We start from the raw sequence: 23101 nt of genomic DNA on the forward strand, positions 1-23101 counted from the left end.
GGGCGCGGCGCGCCGGGGTCTGGGGTCATTGATGGGGTACGGGTGGTTTGTGAGAATCATCAGGTGCTGTCCCGAGTGGGCGGCGCCCGAGCTGCCCGACGGGGGACGGGCGCGGTTCGGGGCGTAGGGGGCAAGGGCGACGATCCATCGCGGGTTTCGGACGGCGCCGTGCGGCCGAACGCCGCAGGGGCGCCGTGTGCGGTGGTGACGCAGGTCGGTACGGGGGTATCGCCTCACCGGGAGTGGGGTGACGGGGAGGGCGCGTGCACGACGGCGACTGGGTCGCGGAGACGGCCACGGACATCCGCGGTGTCCTGAAAGTGATGATCGACGCGGGCTGGCTCCCCGGTGGCACGGCGGTGGTGGGGACCGGCAGCATGTGGGAGTTCGTGGCCATCGGCGCGGTCGCCGACGAGGCCGACATGCCCGCCGCGCCGGACGTCCTCTACGACGTGGCCAGCCTGACCAAGGTGATGGCCGCCTGGCCGCTGCTGGGCCGTGCTGTCGAGGACGGCGTCCTCGGGCTCGACGTGCCCGTCGGCCGCTACGTCGGCGGCGGGCCGTACGCGGGGGGCGAGGTCACCGCGCGCAGCATCCTCACCCACACCTCCCGCCTCAACCCGGTCTCCTGGCTGGAGACCTACGTCGGCACCGACCGGGACCTCCTCGCCGCGCTGCTGGAGGAGCCGCTCGATGACGAGGGCTACCGCTACATCGACCGCGGCTTCATCCTGCTCGGCCTGCTGCTGGAGCGGCTGCTCGGCGTTCCGCTCGACCTGGCGGTGGCCGACGTCTGGGCCGACGCGGGCATGGCGTCCACCGGCTACGGCCCGGTGCCGCGCTCGCCCGCCGTCGCCCCGACCGAGCGCCGCATCCCGGGCGCGGCGCCCATCTGGGGCGTGGTGCACGACGAGGCGGCCGCGCTGCTGGGCGGTGTCGCCGGGCACGCGGGCGTGTTCAGCACCGCCATCGACCTGGGCGCGTTCGCGCGGGCGCTGCTCGGCTCGGCGGAGTACGACGGCGAACCCCTGCTCGATCCGGGCTATGTGCGGGAGAGCTGGCGGCCGTCGGTGCACGTGGAGAACGGCCTGGCCCGCGGGCTGGGCTGGCTGGTCGGCGCAGACGGGGTCGTCTTCCACCACGGCTACACCGGCACCAGCCTCTTCCTGCAGCCCGAGTCCGGGCGCTACGTCGGCCTGCTGACCAACGCGGTCCACTACGGCCGCCGCCGCACCGGGCTCAGCGACCTCCGGGCCGCCGTCCGCGCCTGCTTCTCGGACTGACCGGCGGGCAGGAGCCGCGTCGGGCGCCGGCGGTGACCGGTCCCCGCACGGCGGACTGCCGGGTGGACGGCCGCGCCCTCGACCCGGCCGGCGGCGCGAGCACCGGCCCGTGCGCGGGGAGGAGTCTGCGGCCCCCGGCGGACGGCACGGGCTCCGACCGGTGGCTGCCGCCGGATCCCCGCCTGGCGCCGCGCCCGGTCCGGGGCGGTACGCCCCCGGCACGAGACCGCCCCCCACCACCCCCGGGGCCTCCGCCGCGCCGGTGCAGCAGCTCAGGCGCTGTCCGGCTGCCGCTGCACCGACGCGAGCGCCGCGGTCAGCTCCGCCCGGAGCGGATCGTGGTGCGCTCCGGCGCGGTGGCGGCCGGCACCGCGCTCTGCTGCGGGGTAGCGCCAGACCGACCCGCGCGGAACTCCGCCGGCTCCCACCGGTAGCGGGCGTGGACGTGGCCGTGCAGGTGCGGCCAGGAGTTGCCGAGCACCTCGTAGTTGATGCGGGAGAACTCCGCGTCGCGCGCGGCGCAGACCTGCTGAACCGCCTCGCCGAGCAGGGCCAGGTCGAGCAGGAATGCCGCCCGCACCCGCCGCGGCAGTTCGGTCAGCTGGTCGGCGCGCCCGTCGAAGAGCAGGACGCAGTAGCCGGGCAGGTGCTGGGTGTCGCCGAGCACCGCCCATCCGGTCTGCATCCGGCCGACGGCGAGGGGGTGGCGGCCGGCGCGGGCGGCGCCGACCCGGTCCTGCTGCCAGTCCCGGTCCGGCTCGCCATGGGAGTTCTCCATCGCATTCCTCCGTCCTCGGTGCGGTCGCGCCGGCGCGGGTGCGGCGGTAGGTCCGCGCTCGTGAGGCCGCCGGTGCGCCAGTGGATTCTGCTTGCGGCGGGGGCGGTGGCCCATTCGTGCCGCATGGTGCGGGTGGGAGCGTGCCGCCGACCCGCCCCGTACGTCCCAGAGGGTGCTCGCGTCACGCGGCTACCGGATGGGGAAGGGCCGGCGGGAGCCGGATGCAGGGGGACACCGCACCAGAGTGCCGAAGGCGCGGTCCCCGGACGGCGGCGCGGGTACGTTCACCGCCATCGGCGGGGCCGGTGCGGACGCGGGCTCCCGGCCGGTTTCCCCCGGCGGGCCGCTCGCGCCGGGGCCTGGACACGGTGCGCCCGCCGCGCGCCGCGAACCGCGAACCGCGGCGGCGCCGGCCGCGTCAGAAGGGGCAGGCCTAGATCATTGCCAGGGAGGTTCTATGGCGGCAACCCTGGTCGAAACGGCGTTCCTCGTCGGGTTCCCTGTCCTCTTCGCAGCGCTCGGGGCGGCGCTCCTCTACGACGTCCTCCGGGTGCGGCGGACGGGGATCCGGGTGCCGGGGGTGGTGGGTGGGCGCAACGTGCGGCCGGGCAACGGTGCCACGACGCTGGCCAGTGCCCGCTTCACGTTCCGCACCACCGAGGGGCAGCGCGTGACAGCGCGGCAGCGCATCTACGTCTCGACCAACCTCATGCGCGAAGGGCAGCGGGTGACCGTCGCCTACGACCCGCGCCGTCCCCACCGCGCCGAGATCATCGAGGCGCGCTCCCAGATCCTGGGCGCAGCCCTGTTCATCGCCGTCGGCGCCGTGGTCGGCGCCGTCTTCTCTGTCGTGAACCTCTAACCCGCTGCTGCTCCGCCGCCCCGGCGGCGGGGCGGCGCGGAGGCGGGCTCAACGGCGCGGAGGCGCCGGGCCGACCGCCTCGGCGAGGCTGCTCAGCAGGGCAGTCATCCCGGCCGGGCCGTCCACGACGAGGTCGGCCCGCGCCGCCAGTTCCGCCACCTCGGACGATCCGCTGCACACGGCCAGCCCGGGAACGGGCGCGCCGCCGGCGCCGCCGGCGGCAGCTCCACTGCTGCCGGCCGCATCGCGCAGCCGCGCAACGGCGCTGAACGCGGCGAGGTCGCCCAGGTCGTCGCCGGCATACAGCAGCGACCGGGCGCCGCGCTCCCGCACCAGCGCCGCGAGGGCCGCGCCCTTGTCCATTCCGGACGGGCGCAACTCCACGACGAATCGGCCCGGTTCAACGGCGAGGCCGGCCGCGGCGGCCAGCGCGGCGAGCGGCTCCGCCAGGGCGTCCAGCGCGGCCTGCGGGCCCGCCGCGCGGCGCGTGTGCACGGCGACTGCGCGGCCCTTGTCCTCCACCGCGGTGCCCCGCACCTCCGCTGTCCGCCCGGCTGCCGCAGCCAGCAGTTCGGGCAGCCGCTTGCGCACCAGGTCGAGCCCGGGGTGCGGCGGCGGCGCGGCCACCCGGCCGCCCTCCCAGCGCTCTAGTCCGTAGTGGCCGAGAACGATCAGGCCGGGCACGGCGTCCAGTCCGCCCAGCGCGACGGCGGTGGCCGCCGGCCGCCCGGTCAGCACGGCGGCCGTACCGACGCGCCGCGCCACCGCGGCCAGCGCCTCCACCGCGCCCGGAAAGGGCGCGGCCTGCGCCGGGTCGGCCACGATCGGCGCCAGCGTGCCGTCGTAGTCGGCGGCGACCAGCGCGCTGCCGGGCGCCGCAAGGATCGCGGAGAGGGCGGTGCGGCCCGCGTCGGTGGTCGGGCGGGGCAAGGGCATAGCGGAAGCGCTCCTGTGCTGTGCCGGAGGGTCCTCGTGCGGACCCGGTGAGTGCGGGCGCCGGGATGGGGCGCCGCTGCCGGGGCATGCGCCCGGCGGGGCGTCACGGCCGGATCAGAGCCGGATGCCCAGGTCTCGCGCTGTGCGCTGGCGGCGCCGGTCAGCGCGGAGCCGGCGGACGCGCTTCACCGTCAGGGGGTCGAACGCCTGGGCTTCGGGGCGGTCGACCAGACCGTTCAGCAGCTGGTAGTAGCGGGTCGGCGAAAAGCCGAACTCGTCGCGGATGGCCTGCTCTTTGGAGCCCTCCAGCTTCCACCACTGGCTCTCGAAGGCAAGGATGCGGCGCTCGCGTTCGGCCAGCGCCAGAGCGGGGTCGGGTTCGTTCGGCTCGGATGGGTCGGATTCTGGCATCGCACGTCTCCAGTCGGGATCGGCGCGAATCATCGTAGCGAGTCGCATCGCACCGCACCCGGCACGCGGCCGGGAACGCGCGCCGGGGTAAGACCGGGGTGGCGCGCACCGTAGGGTCAGGTGGCGCGCACGTCCATATCAGCAAAGCTGGCAGAATTGCCCCGCGCCCGCGACGATGCCGGCGCGCGATCCACGGGGGGAATCATCCATGCGTACCGGGAGCGCCGCAGCCGCGCTGCTGGCCGCTGCCGCGGCGGTGCAGTTCGCGGTGCCGGCGCCCGCTGCCGCGTCGGCCGCCGCGGACGGCGGCGGGGGCGGTCTGCAGCGCGACCAGTGGGCCCTGGAGGCGATCGGCGCCGCTGACGCCTGGGATGCCGGCGGCAGCGACGAACCCGGCACCGGGCCCGGCCGCGGAGCCGGCACCACGGTCGCCGTCGTCGGCACCGGTGTCGACCCCGAGCATCCCGACCTGCGCGGTGACGCGCAGGCCGGTACCGACTTCTCCGGCGCCTCCGGGGACGGCGCCGACGGTTCCTCCACCGCGCTGGCCGGCATCGCCGCCGCGTCCGGGCACGGGCAGGAGCACGTGGGCGGAGTGCTCGGTGCGGCGCCGGACGCCGCGGTGCTGTCCGTGCGCGTCGCCCCCGAGGGCGGCCGCGCCAGCGAGCCCGACGCCCTGGAGCGCGGCATCCGCTACGCCGCCGACGAGGGCGCCCAGGTCGTCGTCGTCGACGAGGGCGCGGGCGCCGGCCAGGAGCTGTCCGGCGTGGCCGACGCGGTCGGCCACGCGGTGCGGACCGGCGCCCTGGTCATGCTCCCCGCCTCCGACCCGGTCGCGGAGGCCGCCGGCGGCACCGACGGTGTGGTGGCCGTCGCCGCCAGCGGACCGCAGGGCGGCTCGGGTGCCGGAGCGGGCGCCGCCGACCTGCTCGCTCCGGGCACCGGTATCGAGGCCATTGCCCCCGGCGGCGGCTACGAGCAGGTCGACGGCGACGGGCCGGCCGCCGCGCTGGCCGGCGGGGTGGGCGCGCTGGTGCGCGCCGAGCACCCGCAGCTGCTGCCGGCCCAGGCCGCCGCGGCGCTGGTCGACGGAGCCGAGGACGGCGTGCTCAGCGCGCCGGGCTCGGTCGGCGTGGGCGACTCGGCCGCCGAGGACACGCCGCTCTACGACGAGGAGCTCGTGCAGGAGGACGACGGCCTCCCGGTGCCCGGCTGGGTGCTGTGGACGGGTGGCGCGATCCTCGCGGTCGGCCTGATCGCCGCCGGCGTGCTCGTGCTGCGCCGCGCGCTGCGCGACCCCTACGACGTGCGCGAAGAGCGCCGCCTCAAGGAGTCCGGCGACGCGCCGGAGGACGCCGCCCCCTCCGGACCGGGCCAGGGCGGGGCCGCGCCCGAGCCCGACCGCGCCATCGGCCGCCGCCGCAAGGGCGCCGGCCGTCGGCGGAAGTAGCCTGCGCCACGGCGCCTGCGGCGCCTGCGGCGGCGCCGCGCAGGCCGGCCGGGCAGCGCGGACCGCGGCCGTTCCCGGTCTCCAGCGGCGCCCCGGAGAGGAGCGCATCAATGCAAGCCGATGACCCCGCAGGACCGGACTACTTCGACGCTGCGGCCGGCCGCATCAGGCTGTCCGCGCCGGACGCGGCCTGGCCGGAGCTCTACCGCGTGCAGGAGCGGCGCATCCGCGCCGCCCTGGGAGCGGCCGCCCGCGCCGTGGAGCACGTCGGATCGACGTCGGTTCCCGGGCTGTCCGCGAAGGACTGCCTCGACGTGCTGCTCATCGTCGCCGATCCCGCCGACGAGCCCGCGTACCGCCCGGCGCTGGAGGCGGCCGGCTACCGCTTCCACCTCGCCGAGCCCGACTGGCACCAGCACCGGCTGTTCACCGCTGCCGCTCCGCAGGTGAACCTGCACGTGTTCGCCGAAGGTCCGGAGCCGGACCGGATGCGCCTCTTCCGCGACCACCTGCGCACCCACCCGGCCGACCGGGACCGCTACGAGCAGGCGAAGCGGTCCCTGTCCGAGCGCTCCTGGCCGGCGGTGCAGGCCTACGCCGACGCCAAATCCGCCGTGGTCGAGGAGATCCTCGACCGGGCAGCCGGCACCGGGGACGCCGCCGGCGATCCCGGAGGCGGAGCGCACGGCGCGCCAGGGTAGCGCCGGTCCGCCCGGGCCGGAGGGCGGGACCGCAGGCGGGGCCGCGGCGGCCCTTCGGCGCCGCCCGCCCCCTCCGGCGGGCTGAACCGCTGGGCGCGGGCGCCCGTCCCGCCAGGCCGCGGAGCTCATCCGCACGGGCCGGACAGGGAGCGGCGGGTTCCCGGCGGGCCGGCGGAGTGGGCCGGGCTGCCTCCGCCCCCGCGCCCGGGCAGCCGGCTGCGGCCGGACGGCTCTGGAGCGCCTGCTGCCGGGTGCCCGGTTGCGGAGCGGGTGCCTCCGGTCCGCGGTGCGGCCGATCCGCGCGGACCGGCGTTGGGACGGCCCGGCCGGGGCCGCACCGCAGGGTGGTTTTGGCCACCAGACCCCCTGTGCACTGGAATATCCCGCCGCGCACCGGCATTCTCGGTGTGGGGGCCGGACGAAGGCCCGCGGACGAGGGAGCCGTACCCGCACCACGACAAGACGGCCGGGAGAGGGTGCCGTCGATGGCGTGGTTCGTCTTGGTCGTATCCGGTGTGCTGGAGGCCGTCTGGGCAGGAGCCCTGTCGGCATCGCACGGCTTCACCCGCTGGCGGCCCGCCGCCCTGTTCGCGGTCACGCTCACGCTGAGCATGGCCGGCCTCGCCTGGGCCATGGCCTCACTGCCGACCGGAACCGCCTACGCGGTCTGGGTCGGCATCGGCGCGACGCTCACCGTGTTGTGGGGCTTCGCCACCGGGCAGGACCGCGCGACCTGGAGCAAGGGGCTGCTGCTCGTCCTGCTGGTCGGCTCCATCGCCGGCCTGAAGGCGGTGAGCTGACATGCCGTGGGTCATCCTGGTCATCAGCGCCGTGTTCGAAGCCGTCTGGGCCACCGCGCTCGGCATGTCCGACGGGCTCAGCGCGCCGCTGCCCGCCGCCGTCTTCTTCGCCGCGCTCGCGGTGAGCATGGCGGGCCTGGGCAAGGCGGCGAAGCACATCCCGATCGGGACCGCCTACGCGGTCTGGGTCGGCATCGGCGCCGTGCTCACCGTCGTCTACGCGATGGCGACCGGCGCGGAGTCGGTCTCCGCGGGCAAGATCGTCTTCATGAGCGGCATCATCGCCGCCGTGGTCGGGCTCAAGCTCGTGCCCGGGAAGGCGGAGCCGGGCGGGGACGGGGCGGACGGCGCCGGCGGCGGGGCCGCTGCCGAGGCTGCGCCGCGGAGCTGACACGGCCGGCGGCGCGGCAGAGCACCGCCGGCCCGGTGGAAGCGGGGGCGCCGCTCGCAAGCGGCGCTCCCGTCGGCGTCCCCGGTGCGTCCCTGCGCCGCTGCGGTCCCCGGATCCGGGGTCAGCGCAGCGCGCGCAGCTGCTCGGTGAACCAGCGCTGGGGCGTCACGGCGGTAGCGGCCTCCACCAGCCGGGCGCAGCGGGCGGCGCGCTCCTCGGCCGGCATGGTGAGCGCCCGGTGCAGGGCCTCGGCGGTGCCGGACACGTCGAACGGGTTGACCAGAAGGGCGTCCCCGCCGAGCTCGTCGGCCGCGCCCGCCTCGGTGGACAGCACCAGCGCGCAGCCGTCCTCGGACAGCACCGGCCCCTCCTTGGCGACCAGGTTCATGCCGTCCCGCACCGGGTTGACCAGCAGCACGTCGGCGATCCGGTAGGCGGCGAGCGACCGCGCGAAGTCGTCCTCCACCTCCAGGACCAGCGGCGACCAGTCCGGCGTGGCGAACTCCTCGTCGATCTCGGCCGCGACCCGGCGCACCTCCTCGGTGTAGGCCGTGTAGGCGGGCACGTCGGTGCGGCTCGGGTAGGCCGACGCCAGGTGGACCACGCGCCCCCGCCACTCCGGCCGGGTGCGCAGCAGCTCCCGGTAGGCCTCCAGGCCGCGGACGATGTTCTTGGACAGCTCGGCCCGGTCGACCCGCACGATGAGGCGGCGGTCCCCGACCCGCTCCTGCAGCGCCGCCCTGCGCTCGGCGACGTCGCCGGCCGCGGCCCGCTCGCGGAGCCCTTCCGCGTCGGCGCCCAGTGCGTGCACGGCCACCCCGATCATGCGCCCGCCGTACTCGACGGTGCGCCGGGTGAAGTCGACCTCGGTGCGCAGGAACTCCGCGCAGCAGCGCAGGAAGGCGTCGGCCCAGCGCGGGCTGAGGAAGCCCAGGTGGTCGGCGCCGAGCATGCCCTCCAGCAGTTCACGGCGGACCGCGTCCGGCAGCAGCCGGAAGTACTCCGGCGGGGCCCACGGCGTGTGCGAGAAGTGCGCGATGCGCAGGTCGGGGCGGCGGCCGCGGAGCATCCGCGGGAGCAGCGCCAGGTGGTAGTCCTGCACGGCGACCCGTGCGCTCTCCGCGGCTCCGGTGAGCACCGCCTCGGCGAACGCGGCGTTGTAGGCGCGGTAGTCGTCCCAGCGCGCGGTGAACGCCGCGTCGAAGGACGGCGCGCTGGGGATGTCGTACAGCAGGTGCTGCACGAACCACAGGGTCGAGTTGGCGATGCCGGTATAGGCGTTCTCGAACACCTCCGGCGGGATGTCGAGCATCGCGACCTGCATGCCGCCCAGGTCGGCGGCGCGGTCGATGCGCCCGTTCGGCACGGAGGCCGCGGCCTTGCGGTCGGCGTCGGACAGCGCGGCGCAGACCCACAGCGTTCCGGTGTCCCCGGCGACCGAGCTGAGGCCCGACACGAGCCCGCCGCCGCCGCGCCGGTGTTCGAGCGCGCCCCCGGCGCCGACCGAGAAGGAGACGGGCCCCCGGTTGGAAGCGACGAGGATCTGCGCTTTGTCCACCTGCTCCACGTCCACCTGTTCGTCCGCCTCTCGGGGTCGCTCTGTGCACAGGGATGCCCCGTGCGGGGGGTGATAAAAGGTCTCGCCGGGGACAGGGGGCCGCAAACGTCCCGCGGGTGGCGGCCGACTGTAATGCGCGCCACCCGGTCTGGCCCGGCGGCGGTGCCGTCCGTTACAGTAGCGATCGCCCTTCCGAGCGGTTCCGTGGACAAAACGGACTGCCCGGGGCTGCCGAGCGCCTCCCGCTCCGCCCCGGACATCCGCGGCAGCGCAGCCGCCACGGCCCGCCAGGGCGCACGACCACAACTGCATATTGCTCATCCAGAGGGGTGGAGGGACCGGCCCTGCGAAGCCCCGGCAACCATCACTGGCGTCATGTCCGCGCAACTGCGGGGCGTCAGCGACAGGTGCCAACTCCGGCCTGGGGCCAGATCGGTCGCCAGGGAAGATGAGGGGAGACGCCTCGCTCATGGCGACCACCGCCGCAGAAAGCACCCGCACCGGCCTGTCCGGCGCCGGCACCTCCGCCCGGCCGTTCGGCCCCGCCACCGCCCTGTCCTGCCGCGAATGCGGCGAGCGCTACGACCTCGCCCCCAAGTTCGCCTGCGAGTTCTGTTTCGGCCCCCTCGAGGTGGCCTACGACCTGGCCGGCGTCACCCGCGAGAGCATCGAGGCGGGCCCGCTCAACATCTGGCGCTACGCCGGCCTGCTGCCCGTCCCGGACGACGTGGACGCGCTGCCCAACATGAAGCCCGGCCTCACCCCGCTGGTCCGCGCCGACCGCCTCGCCGCCGAGCTCGGCCTGCGGTCCCTGCACGTCAAGGACGACTCGGGCAACCCCACCCACTCCTTCAAGGACCGCGTGGTCGCGATCGCCGTCGAGGCGGCCCGCACCTTCGGCTTCCGCACGCTGTCCTGCTCCTCCACCGGCAACCTGGCCGGCGCGGTCGGCGCCGCCGCCGCGCGGGCCGGCTTCGAGTCGTGCGTGTTCATCCCGGCCGGCCTGGAAGAGGGCAAGGTCGTGATGGCCGCGGTCTACGGCGGCCGGCTGGTCGCCATCGACGGCACCTACGACGACGTCAACCGGTTCTGCTCGGAGCTCATCGGCGACCCCGCCGGCGAGGACTGGGGCTTCGTCAACGTCAACCTGCGGCCCTACTACGCCGAGGGCTCCAAGACGCTGGCCTACGAGATCGCCGAGCAGCTCGGCTGGCGGCTGCCCGAGCAGATCGTCATCCCGATCGCCTCCGGGTCCCAGCTCACCAAGATCGACAAGGGCTTCCGCGAGCTGATCGCGGCCGGCCTGGTCGAGGACCGCCCCTACAAGGTCTTCGGCGCCCAGGCCACCGGCTGCTCGCCGGTGGCGCAGGCGTACGAGCAGGGCCAGGACGTGGTGCAGCCGGTGAAGCCGGACACCATCGCCAAGTCCCTCGCCATCGGCAACCCGGCCGACGGCCCCTACGTACTCGACGTCTGCCGGCGCACCGGCGGGGCGGTGGCGCACGTGGGCGACGACGCCGTGGTCGACGCGATCGGCCTGCTCGCCCGCACCGAGGGCATCTTCGCCGAGACCGCCGGCGGCGTGACCACCGGCGTGCTGCGCAAGCTGCTCGCCGAGGGCGCGCTCGACCCCGAGGCGGAGACCGTCGTCCTCAACACCGGTGACGGGCTCAAGACGCTGAACGCCGTGCAGGCCGGGGTGACCGCCACCATCGCGCCCTCGCTCGACGCGTTCAAGGGCGCCGGCCTGCTCTGAGCCGCTCCGGGAAGCAGCCCGCCCGCACCCCTCCTGCCGCGGCCGGGGACCCGGCCGCGGCCTACTCCAGCACCCGCACGCCTCCGGTGCGTGCCGTACCAGCAGCAGATACAGGAGAGACGAGCATGAGCGTCACCGTTCGAGTCCCCACCATCCTCCGCACCTACACCAAGGACGCCTCGCAGGTCAGCGCCGAGGGCGGCACGCTCCAGGAGGTGCTGGCCGACCTGGACGCCAACTACCCGGGTATCCGCGCCCGGATCCTGGACGACGGCGGCACGCTGCGCCGCTTCGTCAACGTCTACGTCGGCGACGAGGACGTCCGCTTCGCCGAGGGCCTCGCCACCCCGGTCAAGGCCGGCACCGAGGTGTCGATCATCCCCGCGGTGGCCGGCGGCTGCTGAGCCTCCGCCCCGTTCCGCGGCACCGCAGGCCGCCGCGTCCGGTTCCGGCCGGACGCGGCGGCTTTTGCCGTGCGGGGGAGCGGGTCGGTGCGGCTGTGCCGGGTGCGTGCGCCGGAACAGCCGGCCGCTGCCTGTGGACAAGCCGGTGACGGCGCCGCCTCAGGCGCTGCTGACCTGGGCGCGGGCGGCGATGCAGCGGTCCGCCGGGTGCACGCGAGACGTTTGCACTCGCCGGGGGGGAGTGCTAAAAAGGGGATCGTTAGCACTCCGAGAGTGTGAGTGCTAATCCCAGGATCGAGGCGATGAGGCCGCGCCCGCCGGCATCCGGACCGCCGGACGGACTCGGCCGTCCGTCGCGGGCGTCGGCTCGTTCCTTCGCGTATCAGCCCGTCCCGGGAGGACACGAAGTCTATGGCAGCCAAACTCATCGCGTTCGACGAAGAGGCCCGGCGCGGCCTCGAGCGCGGCATGAACACTCTTGCTGACGCCGTCAAGGTGACGCTCGGCCCGAAGGGCCGCAACGTCGTGCTGGAGAAGAAGTGGGGCGCCCCCACGATCACCAACGACGGTGTCTCGATCGCCAAGGAGATCGAGCTCGAGGAGCCGTACGAGAAGATCGGCGCCGAGCTCGTCAAGGAGGTCGCGAAGAAGACCGACGACGTCGCGGGTGACGGCACCACCACCGCGACCGTCCTGGCCCAGGCGCTGGTCCGCGAGGGCCTGCGCAACGTGGCCGCCGGCGCCAACCCGGTCGGTCTGAAGCGCGGCATCGAGGCCGCCGTCTCCCGCATCAGCGAGGAGCTGGCCAACCTCTCCAAGGAGATCGAGACCAAGGAGCAGATCGCCTCCACCGCCTCCATCTCCGCCGGCGACTCGCAGATCGGCGAGGCCATCGCCGAGGCGATGGACAAGGTCGGCAAGGAAGGCGTCATCACGGTCGAGGAGGGGCAGACCTTCGGGCTCGAGCTGGAGCTCGCCGAGGGCATGCGCTTCGACAAGGGCTACATCTCGCCCTACTTCGCGACCGACCTGGAGCGCATGGAGGCGGTCCTCGAGGACCCCTACATCCTCATCGCGAACCAGAAGATCTCCAACAACAACGAGTTCCTCCCCGTTGTGGAGAAGGTCCTGCAGGCCGGCCGTCCGCTGATGGTCATCGCCGAGGACGTCGAGCAGGGCGCACTGCAGACCCTGGTCGTCAACAAGATCCGCGGCAACTTCAAGTCCGTCGCCGTCAAGGCCCCGGGCTTCGGCGACCGCCGCAAGGCGCAGCTGAGCGACATCGCGGTGCTCACCGGCGGCCAGGTCATCACCGAAGAGGTGGGCCTCAAGCTGGAGAACACCGAGCTCGACATGCTCGGCCGCGCCCGCAAGATCGTGGTCACCAAGGACGAGACCACCATCGTCGACGGCTCCGGGGACGCGACCGCCATCCAGGGCCGCGTCACCGAGATCCGCAACGAGATCGAGCGCACCGACTCCGACTACGACCGCGAGAAGCTGCAGGAGCGCCTGGCGCGCCTGGCCGGCGGCGTCGCGGTCATCAAGGCCGGTGCCGCCACCGAGGTGGAGCTCAAGGAGCGCAAGCACCGCATCGAGGACGCCGTCCGCAACGCGAAGGCGGCCGTCGAGGAGGGCATCCTGCCCGGCGGTGGCGTCGCGCTGCTGCAGGCGGGCGTCCCGGCCTTCGAGAAGCTGGAGCTCGCCGGCGACGAGGCCATCGGTTCGGACATCGTGCGCCGCGCCATCGAGGAGCCGCTCAAGCAGATCGCGGTCAACGCCGGCCTCGAGGGCGGCGTCGTGGCGGAGAAGGTGAAGAACCTGGAGGCCGGCATCGGCCTCAACGCCGCCACCGGCGAGTACACCGACCTGTTCAAGGACGGCGTCATCGACCCGACCAAGGTCACCCGCTCCGCGCTGCAGAACGCGGCCTCCATCGCCGGCCTGTTCCTGACCACCGAGGCGGTCATCGCGGACAAGCCGGAGAAGGCGGCCCCGGCTGCCGACCCGACCGGCGGCATGGGCGGCATGGACTTCTAGTCCGCCTCCCGGTCCACCGGGTCCGCGGCACGTCCCGCGACAGTGAGGGCGGCTCCCCAACCGGGGGGCCGCCCTTCGTGCTGTCCGGGGGCCGCCTTCCGGCCCCGGCGGGGACCCGCCCGGGACAGGCTCGCTCAGGCTCGGCGGTAGAGCGAGTAGTCGGCGCCGGTGTCCAAGGTGCGCGTCCAGACCCGCTCGACCGCCGCGGGGGCGTAGGGCGATCCGTCGAAGAGCGGGAGACCCGCTCCGAAGATCACCGGATACCGCTTGACCAGGAAGTTGTCGATCTCCGGCAGCAGCTCCGCCGCAGCCTTGGGCCCGCCGACCAGGCAGATGCCCAGCGGGCTGTCCTCCGCCTTCAGTTCCCGGATGCGCTGCAGCGGGTCGGAGGCGACGAACTCGACCTCGGGCTCGGTGTCCGGGCCGAGCGTGCTGGACAGGACCACTTCCCGCATATGGGCGTAGGGGCGGGTGACCCCCTCGTCGAGCGCCACCTCGTAGGAGCCGCGCCCCTGGACCAGGGTGTCGAAGTGCCGGTTGGGGCCGAGGTCCAGCCCCAGGTGGGTGCGGATCGCCGCGGGCACCAGCTCCGGGTACTCCTCGAAGTGGAACGCGGTGCCTTCGTCGTCGCCCGCGCCGTTCGGGAAGGCGGAGAAGTCGCCGTCGGGTGCGCAGACGCGGCCGTCGAGCGTCACGGCGACGAAGTAGGTCAGTTCACGCATGGGGGCCTCGGCTCTCTCCGGAGGCGCCCGGTGCCGACCGCCTCGAGGTGTTCCCTCAACCGCTCCGGTTGAAGTACTTTGTTTATAGTACTTCGGGCGTAGTGGTGCAAGTGTAGTGGTTGAGTAAGGGGGCCGCAGTGCCCGCCCCGGAGGCGCTCCGCCGCAGATCGGAGTGCGTGAGCAGAGGAGAGAAACCGTGGTCAGAAATCCCGAGCGGCGCCGGGCGCTGCTCGACGCAGCACTGTCGGTCCTCGCCGCGCAGGGCGCGCGCGGGCTCACCTTCCGCGCGGTCGACGCCGATGCCGGTGTTCCGGCCGGCACCGCGTCCAACTACTTCGCCGACCGGGACGACCTGCTCACCCAGGCCGGCCGGCACATCTACGTGCGGCTCACACCGGACGAGGGGGCCATCGACGCCCGGGTCGAGGGCGCCTCGACAAAGGCCGACCTTGCGCGGCTGATGAGCTGGACGGCCGGCCGCATGGCCGCGGACTCCACCGGCTACCTCGCCCTGCTGGAGCTCCGGCTGGAAGCCACCCGCCGGCCCGCGCTGCGTGCCGCGCTCACCGAGCGCACCCGCGAGGACCTCGCCATGAACATGGCGGGCCAGGAGGCGTCGGCCATGCCCGGCGGCCGTACCGAGGTGGTGCTGCTGTACCTGGCCATCAACTGGCTGGTGATGGAGCGCCTCACCCTGCCCGGCGTGCTCGCGGACGAGCCGCCGACCGAGGAGATGATCGCCCTGATCGTCGACCGCCTGGTGCCCGAAGGCTCCTAGGGCGTCCCGGGGGGCAGCTGCCCTGCTGCGCGTCCCTGGCACGCCCCCCGCTGCGTTCTCCTCTTCTCGACAGGGAGGACCCGCCCCGACCCCTTCGCCGGCCGTGCGGCGGGTGCCCCAGGACACCGCTCGCGGCAACGCCGCCCACCCGGCACCCCCCCAGCCCTCCGCTCCGCCTCCGGCGGCCCCTGCCGGATCGTCTGCCCGGTTCCCGCCGCGGCCGCGATTCGCAGGCGGCGGCTGGCCGCAGTCGGCCACGGCCTGCAGGCCGTGGGGTGGCCCCTTCGCGTTCCGGTCCGTGTTTTCCCAGCTCACAGGGGTATTGCGTGCGATTCGGCGGCGATCGGGCGGCACGAGCCCGGCGGAGGAGGAGAAACCAGTGCAGATGTGGATGACTTAAGGAACCGGTGCGCAGGCCGGGGCGTCGGAAGCGTTCGTGGAGGATCGTTCCGACACGGTCCGACCATCGCGAAGCAGCCCAAGCGGTTCTGCGCCTTTGGCTGTGATGAGTCGGAGTGCCGCTGCCCCGGTGGCGGTAGTGCTTGTGAGGGCGCTGAGTACGGGCGCGGTTTCGGTGGAGGGGAACAGGGATGCAGGCCGGCGAATCGGACCTTTTCGACACGGTCCCGATCATCGTGAAGCAGCCCAAGCGATTCTTCATCGATGAGTCCGAATACCACTGCTTCAACGGCCGGGGCCGGCACGTCGCCCATGTCCGCGAGATCGGGCTGAGCGGCGGCATGCAGGCGCTGCGCATCATGGCCAAGAACACCAGCGGGTTCGCCCGCCGGCTGGTGGTCGAGGACGCCTGGCGGCGTCCCCGCCTGGTCATCGACAAGCAGTGGTCGCTGTTCACGGCGTCCACCACCATCGCGCTGCCGGACGGCCGCCCGGTCGGCTACATCGACCAGGACTTCCGGCTGTTCAAGGCCGGCTTCCGGCTGCTGGACGCGTGGAAGCAGCCGGTCGGCACCATCGCCGGCGACTTCTGGGGCTTCCAGTTCCGCCTCGAGGACGCCGGCGGCCACGAAGTGGCGAAGGTGGACCGGTCAGTGCCCGACCTCGGAGAGCTGTTCTCCTCCGCTGACAGCTACGTGCTGTGGCGGCGCTACCCGAACCTGCCGGAACCGCTGCGCACCCTCGTCCTGGCCTCTGGGATCACCGTCGACCTGGTGATCGCCGAAGGCAAGTAGCGCCCGTCCGCGCCCCGGCCCGCCGCCCCGTGTCCCCGGCGGCCGACCGCGCGTTGACGGCGCTGTACCACCCCCGCGGTGCCCTGCGCCCGCTCCGCGGGGCCCGCATACACAGGAATACGGAGTACCCCGGATGTCCCTCCCCTTCTCGTCCGCTGCCCTGCCGCGCGCCGCAGGCAAGGCCCTGGCAGCCGCGATGATCGCCGCGAGCCTCACCATGCTGAGCGGGTGCGGCACCCTCATCAGCGCCATCGCCCAGCAGGGACAGGACGCCCCCAGCCCGGAGGTCCCCTCCGAGGAGGAGGTGCCCTCGGAGCCGGCCGAGACCGGCCCCGGCGGCACCGAGGAGGATGTCGACGCCTTCGACATCGCCCTGGGGGACTGCCTCAACGACCAGACCGTCGAGGGCGAGGTGCAGTCCGTGCCCAAGGTGGACTGCGCTGAGCCGCACGACTCCGAGGTGTACGCGACCACCATCTCGGAGTACGAGAGCTACCCCGGCGACGGTGAGATGGAGACCGAGGCCGACGACTTCTGCTACCAGGAGTTCGAAACGTTCGTCGCCGCTCCGTACATGAACTCCAAGTACGACTACAGCTTCTACACGCCCACCCAGGAGGCGTTTGACGGCTACGAGCGGGAGATCGCCTGCGTCATCTACGACCCCAACGGCCCGGTCACGGGCTCGCTCGCGGGCGCGGGGGAGTAGCAGCCCAGCTGGCGCGGCCGCGCCGCCACCGGGCCTCCGGTGGCGGCGCGGCCGCCGGCATCCTGCCGGGGCACTCCGCCGAGCGAGGGCGCCGCGTCAGCCGCTCGAGCGGGACATCGCCGCGCGGTCCTCGGCGCCGAACCGCTCCTCCAGCTCCTCGGGCGAGGCGTCGACGTCGATCTTGGACAGCGGAACGCCGCGCGCCGTCTCGATCGCCCCGAGCCGGCGCATGGCCCGGTCGGAGGCGTAGTCGACCAGGGTCCCCGGCGCCATCTCGTACTGCTGTTCGCTCTCCGGGACCTCCTGGTCGGCCAGAGTGACGGTGGCCTGCAGGTGCGGCATGAGCTCCTCCAGCCGCTGGGTCACCACGCCCCAGTTGGCGTCGTCCGCGGCGACGTGCCGCCGGCAGGTGAACGTGCCCCACGCCATGTGGCGGCGCTCGTCGTCGCCGATGCGGCGGATGATCTCCCGCATGCCGGGGAAGATGTCGCGCACGGTGCACAGGTGGTTCCAGGAGTAGTAGCCGGTGAGGGCGAGGGCGCCCTCGATGACGTGGTTGTAGGTGACCGAGGCGCGCACCTGGTTGCGCGGGCTCGGGTCGTCGTAGAGGGAGTTGAGCGAGTCCGGCAGCTCCGTGTAGAAGAGCCTGCGGTAGCCCTCGTTCTGGTCGACGTATTCGTGCAGGTCGCTGTCGATGCCCAGGGCGTCCAGCCAGATCCGGAACACCTGGACGTGCTTGGCCTCCTCGAAGGCGAACTGGGTCAGGTACATCTCGTCGCCCAGCCGGCCCTCGGCGGCCATCGCGCGGATGAACGGCTGGATGTCCTCGGTGACCGCCTCCTCGCCCGCGACGAACTGCGCGCAGAGCCGCAGGACGCGCTCGCGCACGTGGCCGGGCAGGCCGGCCCAGTCCTCGGCGTCGCGGGACATGTCGATGCCGGCCGGGTCCCAGAACTTGGCGTTGCCCTTCTGGAACAGCCGGAGCGGGAAGGAGTCCCAGTTCAGGCCCCCGCTTTGGAGCGAGCGGAATCCGGATCGGCTGGGTGCGGCTGCGTCTGCGGCTTCGGTCATCGGGGGGTCCCTCCGTCGGGTCGGGATGCCCCCTCATCATTGGACGCAGCGAAGCTGTCTGTAAACCGTGTGCGGCGGCGGATGCGGTCCAGCTGCCCTCAGAGCCGCCGGGATACTGCCGGTGCGGCTCCGCGTGCCCGGCCCTGCCCTGCGGACGCGGTACCGTCGGGGTTGCCGTGCGCTCGCTGCACCGCGGTGCGCAGCCGGCGCCCCTGTCCTGCCCTTCTGCCTTCCGGGAGACGACGTGCTCTGTGGCGACCCGTCCGCGTCCGGGTACGCGGACTGCGTGCACCAGATGACGATCTTCTCGATCGCGTCGGTGATCCCGGCGCTGCTCGCGCTGGTCCTGATGGTCGCCGCCTTCGCCACCCCCGGAGTCCGGGACAGCCCGCAACTGCGCTCCCGCACCCTGGTCTACGCCCTGCTCGGCTGGGGGATCGCCGGGTTCACGCTGCTCATGGGGGCGCTGCCGTCGGTGTAGCACCGCCGCGGGCACCGGACGCCGAGCAGGCCGGCCGGCCTGCGGTGCGGGGCGCCGCTGCGCCGGCGGCGCGACGCGCTCGCGGCACGGTCCTTTTGAACCGGCGGTCTCCTGCATAGCGTGCCGGTATGACCAGCACGCTCTCCGAAGCCATCCTGCGCCGCGCGCACGAAGACTCCGTCATCTGGCTGGGCACGGTGACACCGTCCGGCCGGCCCACCACCCGACCGGTCTGGTTCTACTGGGACGGCTCCGCCTTCGTCCTCTACAGCGAGCCGGGAGCCGCGAAGGTGCGCCATATCGAAGCCAACCCGAACGCGGTGCTGAACTTCAACACCGCGCCCGACGGCGAGGACGTCGCCGTGGTGTTCGGCACCGCCGTGGCCGAGCGCGGTGCCCCGCCTCCGTCGGGCCTCACCGGCTACATGCACCGCTACCGGGCCGCGCTGCCCGGCATCGGCTACAGCGAGGAGAGCTTCGACGCCGCCTTCTCGGTGCGGATCACGGTGGCGCCGGTACGCTCCTGGGGCTTCTGAGCTGCCAGGACGTGCAGACCACTGCCCTGCTGCTCCTCGCTCTTGGGCGCCCGCCCTAGATCTCCCCGCCGGCGGCAACGTCGCCGGCGTCGGCGATGCGGTAGGCGTAGCCCTGCTCGGCGAGGAACCGCTGGCGGTGCGCCGCGTACTCCTGGTCGACGGTGTCGCGGGCGACCACGGTGTAGAACCGGGCCGGCCGCCCGTCCGGCTTCGGGCGGAGCAGGCGGCCGAGCCGCTGCGCCTCCTCCTGGCGCGAGCCGAACGTGCCCGACACCTGGACCGCGACTGCGGCGCCCGGCAGGTCGACCGAGAAGTTGGCGACCTTGGAGACCACGAGGGTGCCGACCTCGCCGGCGCGGAACGCGGCGAACAGGCGCTCCCGCTCGGCGACGGTGGTCTCGCCCTTGACCACCGGAGCGTCCAGCGCGGCGCCGATCTCGTCGAGCTGGTCCAGGTAGGAGCCGATCACCAGGGTCGGCTCGCCCTTGTGCCGCTCGGCGAGGTCGGTGACGACCGCGGTCTTCGCCGACGACGAGGCGCAGAACCGGTACTTGTCCTCCTGCTCGGCGGTGGCGTAGGCCAGCCGCTCGTCGCGGGGGAGCGACACCCGCACCTCGACGCAGTCGGCCGGCGCGATCCAGCCCTGGTTCTCCATGTCCTTCCACGGCGCGTCGTACCGCTTGGGGCCGATGAGCGAGAAGACGTCCCCCTCCCGGCCGTCCTCGCGGACCAGGGTCGCGGTCAGTCCGAGCCGCCGCCGCGCCTGCAGGTCGGCGGTCATCCGGAAGATCGGCGCGGGCAGCAGGTGCACCTCGTCGTAGACGATCAGGCCCCAGTCGCGCGCCTCGAACAGCTCCAGGTGCGCGTGCACGCCCTTCCGGCGGGCCGCCATCACCTGGTAGGTGGCGATGGTGACCGGCCGGATCTCCTTGCGGGAGCCGGAGTACTCGCCGATCTCGTCCTCGGTGAGCGAGGTGCGCGCGAGCAGCTCCGCCCGCCACTGGTGCACCGAGACGGTATTGGTGACCAGGATCAGGGTGGTCGCTCCGGTCAGCGCCATCGCTGCCGCGCCCACTACCGTCTTGCCCGCACCGCACGGCAGCACGACGACGCCGGAGCCGCCCGCGTCGAAGCTCTGGGCGGCCTCCCGCTGGTAGTCGCGCAGCGTCCAGCCGTCCTCGGCGAGGGAGATCGCGTGCTGCTCGCCGTCGACGTAGCCGGCCAGGTCCTCGGCGGGCCAGCCGAGCTTGAGCAGCGCCTGCTTCAGGGCGCCCCGCTCGCTGGGGTGGACCGCCACCGCGTCCGCCTCGATCCGCGCGCCGAGCATCCCGGCGATCGTGCGGGAGCGCACGACCTCTTCCAGCACGGCCTGGTCGACGGCCTGCAGCACGAGCCCGTGGGCCGGGTGCGCGAGCAGCCGCAGCCGCCCGTACCGGTCCATCGTCTCGGCGATGTCGACGAGAAGCCCGTGCGGCACCGGGAAGCGCGAGTACTCGATCAGAGCGTCCACCACCTGCTCGGCGTCGTGCCCGGCCGCGCGGGCGTTCCACAGCGCAAGCGGGGTGATCCGGTAGGTGTGGACGTGCTCGGGCGCGCGCTCCAGCTCGGCGAAGGGCGCGATGGCGCGCCGGCAATCGCCGGCCAGTTCGTGGCCGGCTTCGAGGAGGAGCGTCTTGTCGGATTGCACGATGAGGCAGGACACGGCATCCAGAGTACGGAGCCGCGCTACCGCCCGGCCACGGCCGGGTGGTAGCGCGGCTCCGGTGCTCCGCGCGACACGCCCTAGTAGCGGTACCCCGGTGAGCCCGCCGCCACCGCGAACACGAGGAAGATGATCCCCACCACCACGAGCAGGATCAGCAGGCCGATGTGGATCCAGTTGGAGATCCAGGCGTACTTGGTGAACTTCTCGAACTTCTCCGCGTCTGTCTTCTCGAACAGCGCGATGATGCTGAAGACGAGGCCGATGATGTTGGTGAGCAGGCCGCACAGCACCACCGTCAGGACCGACACCACGAGGGCGCCGATCGCGGTGCCCCGCCGCGCTTCGATCCGCGGGTCGCTGCCGGCGGGCGGCGCGTAGCCCTGTCCGTAGTACCCGGCGTTCGGCGGCGGGTAGGCGCCCTGGGCCGACGAGCCGTACGCCCCCTGCGGCCCGGTCGGCTGCCCCTGCTCCTGCTGCCCGAATTCGCCGGTGTTCGGGCGCTGCTCCGGCGGCTCCCCGCCCTGCTCCGGCCACTGGTCGTTCATGGCGTGCTCCTTGGTTGTCGCGGGGCCGCAGCCCCGTCCCGCGCTCAGGCGCCCGCCGCGGTCAGGCCGCGAAGCTCAGGATGAGCAGCGCGAGCGCCGCGACGATCACCCCGATGAGCGCCAGATAGCCGAGCGTCCACGCCCATGTGGCGGCGATGTAGCGCTCGACGGCCTCCGGGCGGCGGCGCGCGCCCACGGCGAGCGCGCCGAACACCACCCCCGGAATATTCGGGAGGAGGGCAAGGAGGAGGAAGCCGGTCACGGAGGCGAGGGCGGGGATGAGGAGCGTGGCGACGGCGCACAGCAGCGCCGCCATGGCGGCGCCGGTGCGGGCCGGCGGCCCGGACGGGGGCTCCGGTGCGGCCGGGGGCAGGGCCGGAGCAGGGCGGAACGGCGCCCCGGGGCGCCGGGGAACGGGGTCGGGCGCCGGGTAGCGGGCGCCCGGAGGCGGATAGGCGGGAGCAGCGGGCGCGGCCTGCGCCGCTGGGGGCTGCGCCGGAGAGGGGCCGAGGCGGACGGGCCCGGCGTCGTCCCAGAACCGCTCGGTTGCCGGTCGGTGGTCCTGCACGCGAATCCCTCCCTCCGCCTCTCTGCTGATCGTAGCCGGACAGTCCTGCAGTGAACGGGATGAGTGGGATGACACGCCCGAACCGCGCAGCCGGGCCGTCAGACGGCTTCGCCACCGGACAGGAACAGCAGCAGTGCCGTACCCGCGATGCTGACGATCACGCCCCACAGCAGGGTGGTGTGCGCCCGGCGGAGGTAGGTGCTCTGACCGGCGGGGGTGGCCGCGTTCAGGGCGAGCGCGGCGAAGACGATGGCGATGATGCCGAACAGCGGGCTGCAGCACAGCGTCATCGCGGCGCCGAGGTAGAGCGTCTGCCGGGGCGAGAACAGCGGAGCCGCCTGCTGCGGAGCGGGGTCGTCGTCGTGCATCGGGGCTCCTGCAGGCTCGTTGCGGGGGATGCGGCTCGGCCGCGGGTGCGGAACCGGGCGGCGCCGGGGTCCGGTGGTGCCTCAGTAGTTCACGCCGGAGGGGACGAACCCTTCGACGAGGGATCCGGCGCTGGTGAGCATCCACAGGGTGAGGACGCCCATCACGGCGACCATCACTGCGGCCGCCCCCAGCGCGTACCAGGAATACCGGGTCAGTGTCTCCGCCTCGGCGTACAGGCCGCGGTCGCGCTTGTGTCCGGCCCGCACGGCGAACACGATACCGATCACGCCGAAGATCCAGTTCGCGCAGCACAGGAAGGTGAGCGCGTGCAGGATCAGCGCCATGGTCGAGCCGCTGGCCCCGCCGGAGGGCGCGGTCGGCCGCTCTTCGGCTGCGCCGCCCCCGCCCTGCTCCCCGCCGGAGCCGGGCGCGGTCCGCCGCACGCGCGGCGGCGGCTCGTCGCGCGGGGACGCGGCGCCGGGCGGCAGCTGCGGGTCGCTCATGGGCCGTCCCTTCAGGCCGGTGCATCGGGAGGTGCGTCGGACCCCATCACATCAGACCCCCGCACCGGATGCACCGCGTACACGGCGTTCCCGCCTCCGCCGGGGCCGGATGGGTGTGGCGGAGGCGGGTGGCCCCGCGGTCGGCGGCGGAGCTTCGGGAGGCAGCGGAGCGCCGCGTACAGGGGGCCCGGTGGCCGGCGGCTGGAGGACCGGACCGGGCAGCCGGCAGCGGTGCCGGGAGCCCGGTGATCAGGGGCGGTCGGCGGGGTGCGGGGTGCCGGTATCCGCGGCGGGGCCGCTGTCGTCGAGGTCGGCGATACCGCTGATGCGGTGGACGGCGAAGCGGAGGACGGCGGCGCGGGTCGCGTCGTAGGCCGTGAGGAAGCCGCCGTCGAGGCGGGCCGGCTCGACGATGCGGCTGCTGGCGCGGCCGTCGGAGTCGAGGTAGCCGATCCACACCCGGCGGCCGTCGGCGACCGCGGCCCCCAGCGCTGCCAGGACCGCGCCCGACGGCGGGCCCGGCGGGGCGCCGTCCGGCGCCGCCACCGGCC

The 23101-nt window shown here is 73.8% G+C and carries 26 protein-coding genes and 1 riboswitch; of the genes, 14 read left to right on the forward strand and 12 right to left on the reverse strand.

The window, feature by feature from the left end; translation table 11 throughout:
- The first annotated feature begins 263 nt into the window (after positions 1-263).
- The gene (locus ACYVGT_RS08895; RefSeq protein WP_460855977.1) at positions 264-1283 is read left to right on the forward strand and encodes a serine hydrolase domain-containing protein; all 1020 of its coding nucleotides are present in this window, start codon (positions 264-266) and stop codon (positions 1281-1283) included.
- A gap of 316 nt (positions 1284-1599) precedes the next feature.
- Here the strand turns inward: ACYVGT_RS08895 and ACYVGT_RS08900 are convergent, their stop codons facing one another.
- Positions 1600-2061 carry an HIT domain-containing protein gene (locus ACYVGT_RS08900; protein WP_460855978.1) on the reverse strand — a complete coding sequence of 154 codons (462 nt, stop codon included), beginning with the start codon at positions 2059-2061 and terminating at the stop codon, positions 1600-1602.
- 457 nt (positions 2062-2518) lie between these two features.
- Here ACYVGT_RS08900 and ACYVGT_RS08905 point away from each other — a divergent pair, with 457 nt between their 5' ends.
- On the forward strand, positions 2519-2923 hold the full coding sequence (locus tag ACYVGT_RS08905) for a DUF3592 domain-containing protein (RefSeq protein WP_460855979.1): 405 nt from the start codon (positions 2519-2521) through the stop codon (positions 2921-2923).
- Positions 2924-2971: 48 nt separating this feature from the next.
- Here the strand turns inward: ACYVGT_RS08905 and otsB are convergent, their stop codons facing one another.
- The gene (gene otsB, locus ACYVGT_RS08910; RefSeq protein ID WP_460855980.1) at positions 2972-3859 is read right to left on the reverse strand and encodes a trehalose-phosphatase; all 888 of its coding nucleotides are present in this window, start codon (positions 3857-3859) and stop codon (positions 2972-2974) included.
- Positions 3860-3973: 114 nt separating this feature from the next.
- The gene (locus ACYVGT_RS08915; protein WP_460855981.1) at positions 3974-4270 is read right to left on the reverse strand and encodes a DUF3263 domain-containing protein; all 297 of its coding nucleotides are present in this window, start codon (positions 4268-4270) and stop codon (positions 3974-3976) included.
- A gap of 208 nt (positions 4271-4478) precedes the next feature.
- Here ACYVGT_RS08915 and ACYVGT_RS08920 point away from each other — a divergent pair, with 208 nt between their 5' ends.
- The 4 genes from ACYVGT_RS08920 (at position 4479) to ACYVGT_RS08935 (ending at position 7612) form a co-directional block, all read left to right on the forward strand.
- Positions 4479-5720 (forward strand): S8 family serine peptidase, encoded by a 1242-nt coding sequence (locus tag ACYVGT_RS08920; protein ID WP_460855982.1) that lies wholly within the window; start codon positions 4479-4481, stop codon positions 5718-5720.
- Between the two features lie 110 nt (positions 5721-5830).
- A complete protein-coding gene (locus tag ACYVGT_RS08925) occupies positions 5831-6421 on the forward strand; it encodes a GrpB family protein (protein WP_460855983.1) in 591 nt (196 codons plus the stop codon).
- Positions 6422-6906: 485 nt separating this feature from the next.
- Positions 6907-7221, forward strand: a complete 315-nt coding sequence (locus ACYVGT_RS08930; protein ID WP_460855984.1) for a DMT family transporter — start codon at positions 6907-6909, stop codon at positions 7219-7221.
- A gap of 1 nt (position 7222) precedes the next feature.
- Positions 7223-7612 (forward strand): DMT family transporter, encoded by a 390-nt coding sequence (locus ACYVGT_RS08935; protein ID WP_460855985.1) that lies wholly within the window; start codon positions 7223-7225, stop codon positions 7610-7612.
- A gap of 121 nt (positions 7613-7733) precedes the next feature.
- Here the strand turns inward: ACYVGT_RS08935 and ACYVGT_RS08940 are convergent, their stop codons facing one another.
- Positions 7734-9170, reverse strand: coding sequence for an alpha,alpha-trehalose-phosphate synthase (UDP-forming) (locus ACYVGT_RS08940; RefSeq protein WP_460856009.1), 1437 nt, complete (start codon positions 9168-9170; stop codon positions 7734-7736).
- Between the two features lie 314 nt (positions 9171-9484).
- Positions 9485-9625, forward strand: a riboswitch (SAM riboswitch).
- A gap of 14 nt (positions 9626-9639) precedes the next feature.
- Here ACYVGT_RS08940 and thrC point away from each other — a divergent pair.
- The 3 genes from thrC (at position 9640) to groL (ending at position 13370) form a co-directional block, all read left to right on the forward strand.
- Positions 9640-10926: a threonine synthase gene (gene thrC, locus ACYVGT_RS08945; protein WP_460856010.1), complete on the forward strand. Its 1287-nt coding sequence runs from the start codon at positions 9640-9642 to the stop codon at positions 10924-10926.
- Between the two features lie 125 nt (positions 10927-11051).
- Complete coding sequence (locus ACYVGT_RS08950; protein WP_460855986.1) at positions 11052-11330, forward strand: ubiquitin-like small modifier protein 1; 279 nt, start codon at positions 11052-11054, stop codon at positions 11328-11330.
- Between the two features lie 411 nt (positions 11331-11741).
- The gene (gene groL / locus ACYVGT_RS08955; RefSeq protein WP_460855987.1) at positions 11742-13370 is read left to right on the forward strand and encodes a chaperonin GroEL; all 1629 of its coding nucleotides are present in this window, start codon (positions 11742-11744) and stop codon (positions 13368-13370) included.
- 134 nt (positions 13371-13504) lie between these two features.
- On the opposite strand, the gene ACYVGT_RS08960 is transcribed toward groL, so the two are convergent.
- A complete protein-coding gene (locus tag ACYVGT_RS08960) occupies positions 13505-14092 on the reverse strand; it encodes a dihydrofolate reductase family protein (protein ID WP_460855988.1) in 588 nt (195 codons plus the stop codon).
- 196 nt (positions 14093-14288) lie between these two features.
- On the opposite strand from ACYVGT_RS08960, the gene ACYVGT_RS08965 reads away from it, so the two are divergent.
- The 3 genes from ACYVGT_RS08965 (at position 14289) to ACYVGT_RS08975 (ending at position 16772) form a co-directional block, all read left to right on the forward strand.
- On the forward strand, positions 14289-14870 hold the full coding sequence (locus tag ACYVGT_RS08965) for a TetR/AcrR family transcriptional regulator (protein ID WP_460855989.1): 582 nt from the start codon (positions 14289-14291) through the stop codon (positions 14868-14870).
- A gap of 590 nt (positions 14871-15460) precedes the next feature.
- Positions 15461-16063 carry a phospholipid scramblase-related protein gene (locus tag ACYVGT_RS08970; protein ID WP_460855990.1) on the forward strand — a complete coding sequence of 201 codons (603 nt, stop codon included), beginning with the start codon at positions 15461-15463 and terminating at the stop codon, positions 16061-16063.
- A 133-nt stretch (positions 16064-16196) separates the two neighbouring features.
- On the forward strand, positions 16197-16772 hold the full coding sequence (locus ACYVGT_RS08975; RefSeq protein WP_460855991.1) for a septum formation family protein: 576 nt from the start codon (positions 16197-16199) through the stop codon (positions 16770-16772).
- A 96-nt stretch (positions 16773-16868) separates the two neighbouring features.
- On the opposite strand, the gene ACYVGT_RS08980 is transcribed toward ACYVGT_RS08975, so the two are convergent.
- Complete coding sequence (locus ACYVGT_RS08980) at positions 16869-17843, reverse strand: R2-like ligand-binding oxidase (protein ID WP_460855992.1); 975 nt, start codon at positions 17841-17843, stop codon at positions 16869-16871.
- Positions 17844-18138: 295 nt separating this feature from the next.
- On the opposite strand from ACYVGT_RS08980, the gene ACYVGT_RS08985 reads away from it, so the two are divergent.
- On the forward strand, positions 18139-18324 hold the full coding sequence (locus ACYVGT_RS08985; RefSeq protein WP_460855993.1) for a hypothetical protein: 186 nt from the start codon (positions 18139-18141) through the stop codon (positions 18322-18324).
- A gap of 128 nt (positions 18325-18452) precedes the next feature.
- A complete protein-coding gene (locus ACYVGT_RS08990; RefSeq protein ID WP_460855994.1) occupies positions 18453-18860 on the forward strand; it encodes a TIGR03667 family PPOX class F420-dependent oxidoreductase in 408 nt (135 codons plus the stop codon).
- A gap of 55 nt (positions 18861-18915) precedes the next feature.
- Here ACYVGT_RS08990 and ACYVGT_RS08995 read toward each other — a convergent pair whose 3' ends face one another.
- The 6 genes from ACYVGT_RS08995 to ACYVGT_RS09020 form a co-directional block, all read right to left on the reverse strand.
- Positions 18916-20562, reverse strand: coding sequence for a DNA repair helicase XPB (locus ACYVGT_RS08995; RefSeq protein ID WP_460855995.1), 1647 nt, complete (start codon positions 20560-20562; stop codon positions 18916-18918).
- A gap of 80 nt (positions 20563-20642) precedes the next feature.
- Positions 20643-21110 carry a hypothetical protein gene (locus ACYVGT_RS09000; protein WP_460855996.1) on the reverse strand — a complete coding sequence of 156 codons (468 nt, stop codon included), beginning with the start codon at positions 21108-21110 and terminating at the stop codon, positions 20643-20645.
- A 61-nt stretch (positions 21111-21171) separates the two neighbouring features.
- On the reverse strand, positions 21172-21678 hold the full coding sequence (locus tag ACYVGT_RS09005) for a hypothetical protein (protein ID WP_460855997.1): 507 nt from the start codon (positions 21676-21678) through the stop codon (positions 21172-21174).
- 98 nt (positions 21679-21776) lie between these two features.
- A complete protein-coding gene (locus ACYVGT_RS09010; protein ID WP_460855998.1) occupies positions 21777-22046 on the reverse strand; it encodes a hypothetical protein in 270 nt (89 codons plus the stop codon).
- A gap of 81 nt (positions 22047-22127) precedes the next feature.
- Positions 22128-22550, reverse strand: coding sequence for a CD225/dispanin family protein (locus ACYVGT_RS09015; RefSeq protein ID WP_460855999.1), 423 nt, complete (start codon positions 22548-22550; stop codon positions 22128-22130).
- Positions 22551-22799: 249 nt separating this feature from the next.
- Positions 22800-23101: WYL domain-containing protein (locus tag ACYVGT_RS09020; RefSeq protein WP_460856000.1), on the reverse strand; the 302-nt coding region annotated here is incomplete at its 5' end.

Source organism: Nocardiopsis coralliicola, assembly GCF_054779695.1.

Bases quoted from the DNA above. Each gene is read 5' to 3' on its own strand.
- ACYVGT_RS08900 (WP_460855978.1), bottom strand. From the start codon at position 2,061: ATGGAGAACTCCCATGGCGAGCCGGACCGGGACTGGCAGCAGGACCGG.
- ACYVGT_RS08905 (WP_460855979.1), top strand. From the start codon at position 2,519: ATGGCGGCAACCCTGGTCGAAACGGCGTTCCTCGTCGGGTTCCCTGTC.
- otsB (WP_460855980.1), bottom strand. From the start codon at position 3,859: ATGCCCTTGCCCCGCCCGACCACCGACGCGGGCCGCACCGCCCTCTCC.
- ACYVGT_RS08915 (WP_460855981.1), bottom strand. From the start codon at position 4,270: ATGCCAGAATCCGACCCATCCGAGCCGAACGAACCCGACCCCGCTCTG.
- ACYVGT_RS08920 (WP_460855982.1), top strand. From the start codon at position 4,479: ATGCGTACCGGGAGCGCCGCAGCCGCGCTGCTGGCCGCTGCCGCGGCG.
- ACYVGT_RS08925 (WP_460855983.1), top strand. From the start codon at position 5,831: ATGCAAGCCGATGACCCCGCAGGACCGGACTACTTCGACGCTGCGGCC.
- ACYVGT_RS08930 (WP_460855984.1), top strand. From the start codon at position 6,907: ATGGCGTGGTTCGTCTTGGTCGTATCCGGTGTGCTGGAGGCCGTCTGG.
- ACYVGT_RS08935 (WP_460855985.1), top strand. From the start codon at position 7,223: ATGCCGTGGGTCATCCTGGTCATCAGCGCCGTGTTCGAAGCCGTCTGG.
- thrC (WP_460856010.1), top strand. From the start codon at position 9,640: ATGGCGACCACCGCCGCAGAAAGCACCCGCACCGGCCTGTCCGGCGCC.
- ACYVGT_RS08950 (WP_460855986.1), top strand. From the start codon at position 11,052: ATGAGCGTCACCGTTCGAGTCCCCACCATCCTCCGCACCTACACCAAG.
- groL (WP_460855987.1), top strand. From the start codon at position 11,742: ATGGCAGCCAAACTCATCGCGTTCGACGAAGAGGCCCGGCGCGGCCTC.
- ACYVGT_RS08960 (WP_460855988.1), bottom strand. From the start codon at position 14,092: ATGCGTGAACTGACCTACTTCGTCGCCGTGACGCTCGACGGCCGCGTC.
- ACYVGT_RS08970 (WP_460855990.1), top strand. From the start codon at position 15,461: ATGCAGGCCGGCGAATCGGACCTTTTCGACACGGTCCCGATCATCGTG.
- ACYVGT_RS08975 (WP_460855991.1), top strand. From the start codon at position 16,197: ATGTCCCTCCCCTTCTCGTCCGCTGCCCTGCCGCGCGCCGCAGGCAAG.
- ACYVGT_RS08980 (WP_460855992.1), bottom strand. From the start codon at position 17,843: ATGACCGAAGCCGCAGACGCAGCCGCACCCAGCCGATCCGGATTCCGC.
- ACYVGT_RS08985 (WP_460855993.1), top strand. From the start codon at position 18,139: ATGACGATCTTCTCGATCGCGTCGGTGATCCCGGCGCTGCTCGCGCTG.
- ACYVGT_RS08990 (WP_460855994.1), top strand. From the start codon at position 18,453: ATGACCAGCACGCTCTCCGAAGCCATCCTGCGCCGCGCGCACGAAGAC.
- ACYVGT_RS09000 (WP_460855996.1), bottom strand. From the start codon at position 21,110: ATGAACGACCAGTGGCCGGAGCAGGGCGGGGAGCCGCCGGAGCAGCGC.
- ACYVGT_RS09010 (WP_460855998.1), bottom strand. From the start codon at position 22,046: ATGCACGACGACGACCCCGCTCCGCAGCAGGCGGCTCCGCTGTTCTCG.
- ACYVGT_RS09015 (WP_460855999.1), bottom strand. From the start codon at position 22,550: ATGAGCGACCCGCAGCTGCCGCCCGGCGCCGCGTCCCCGCGCGACGAG.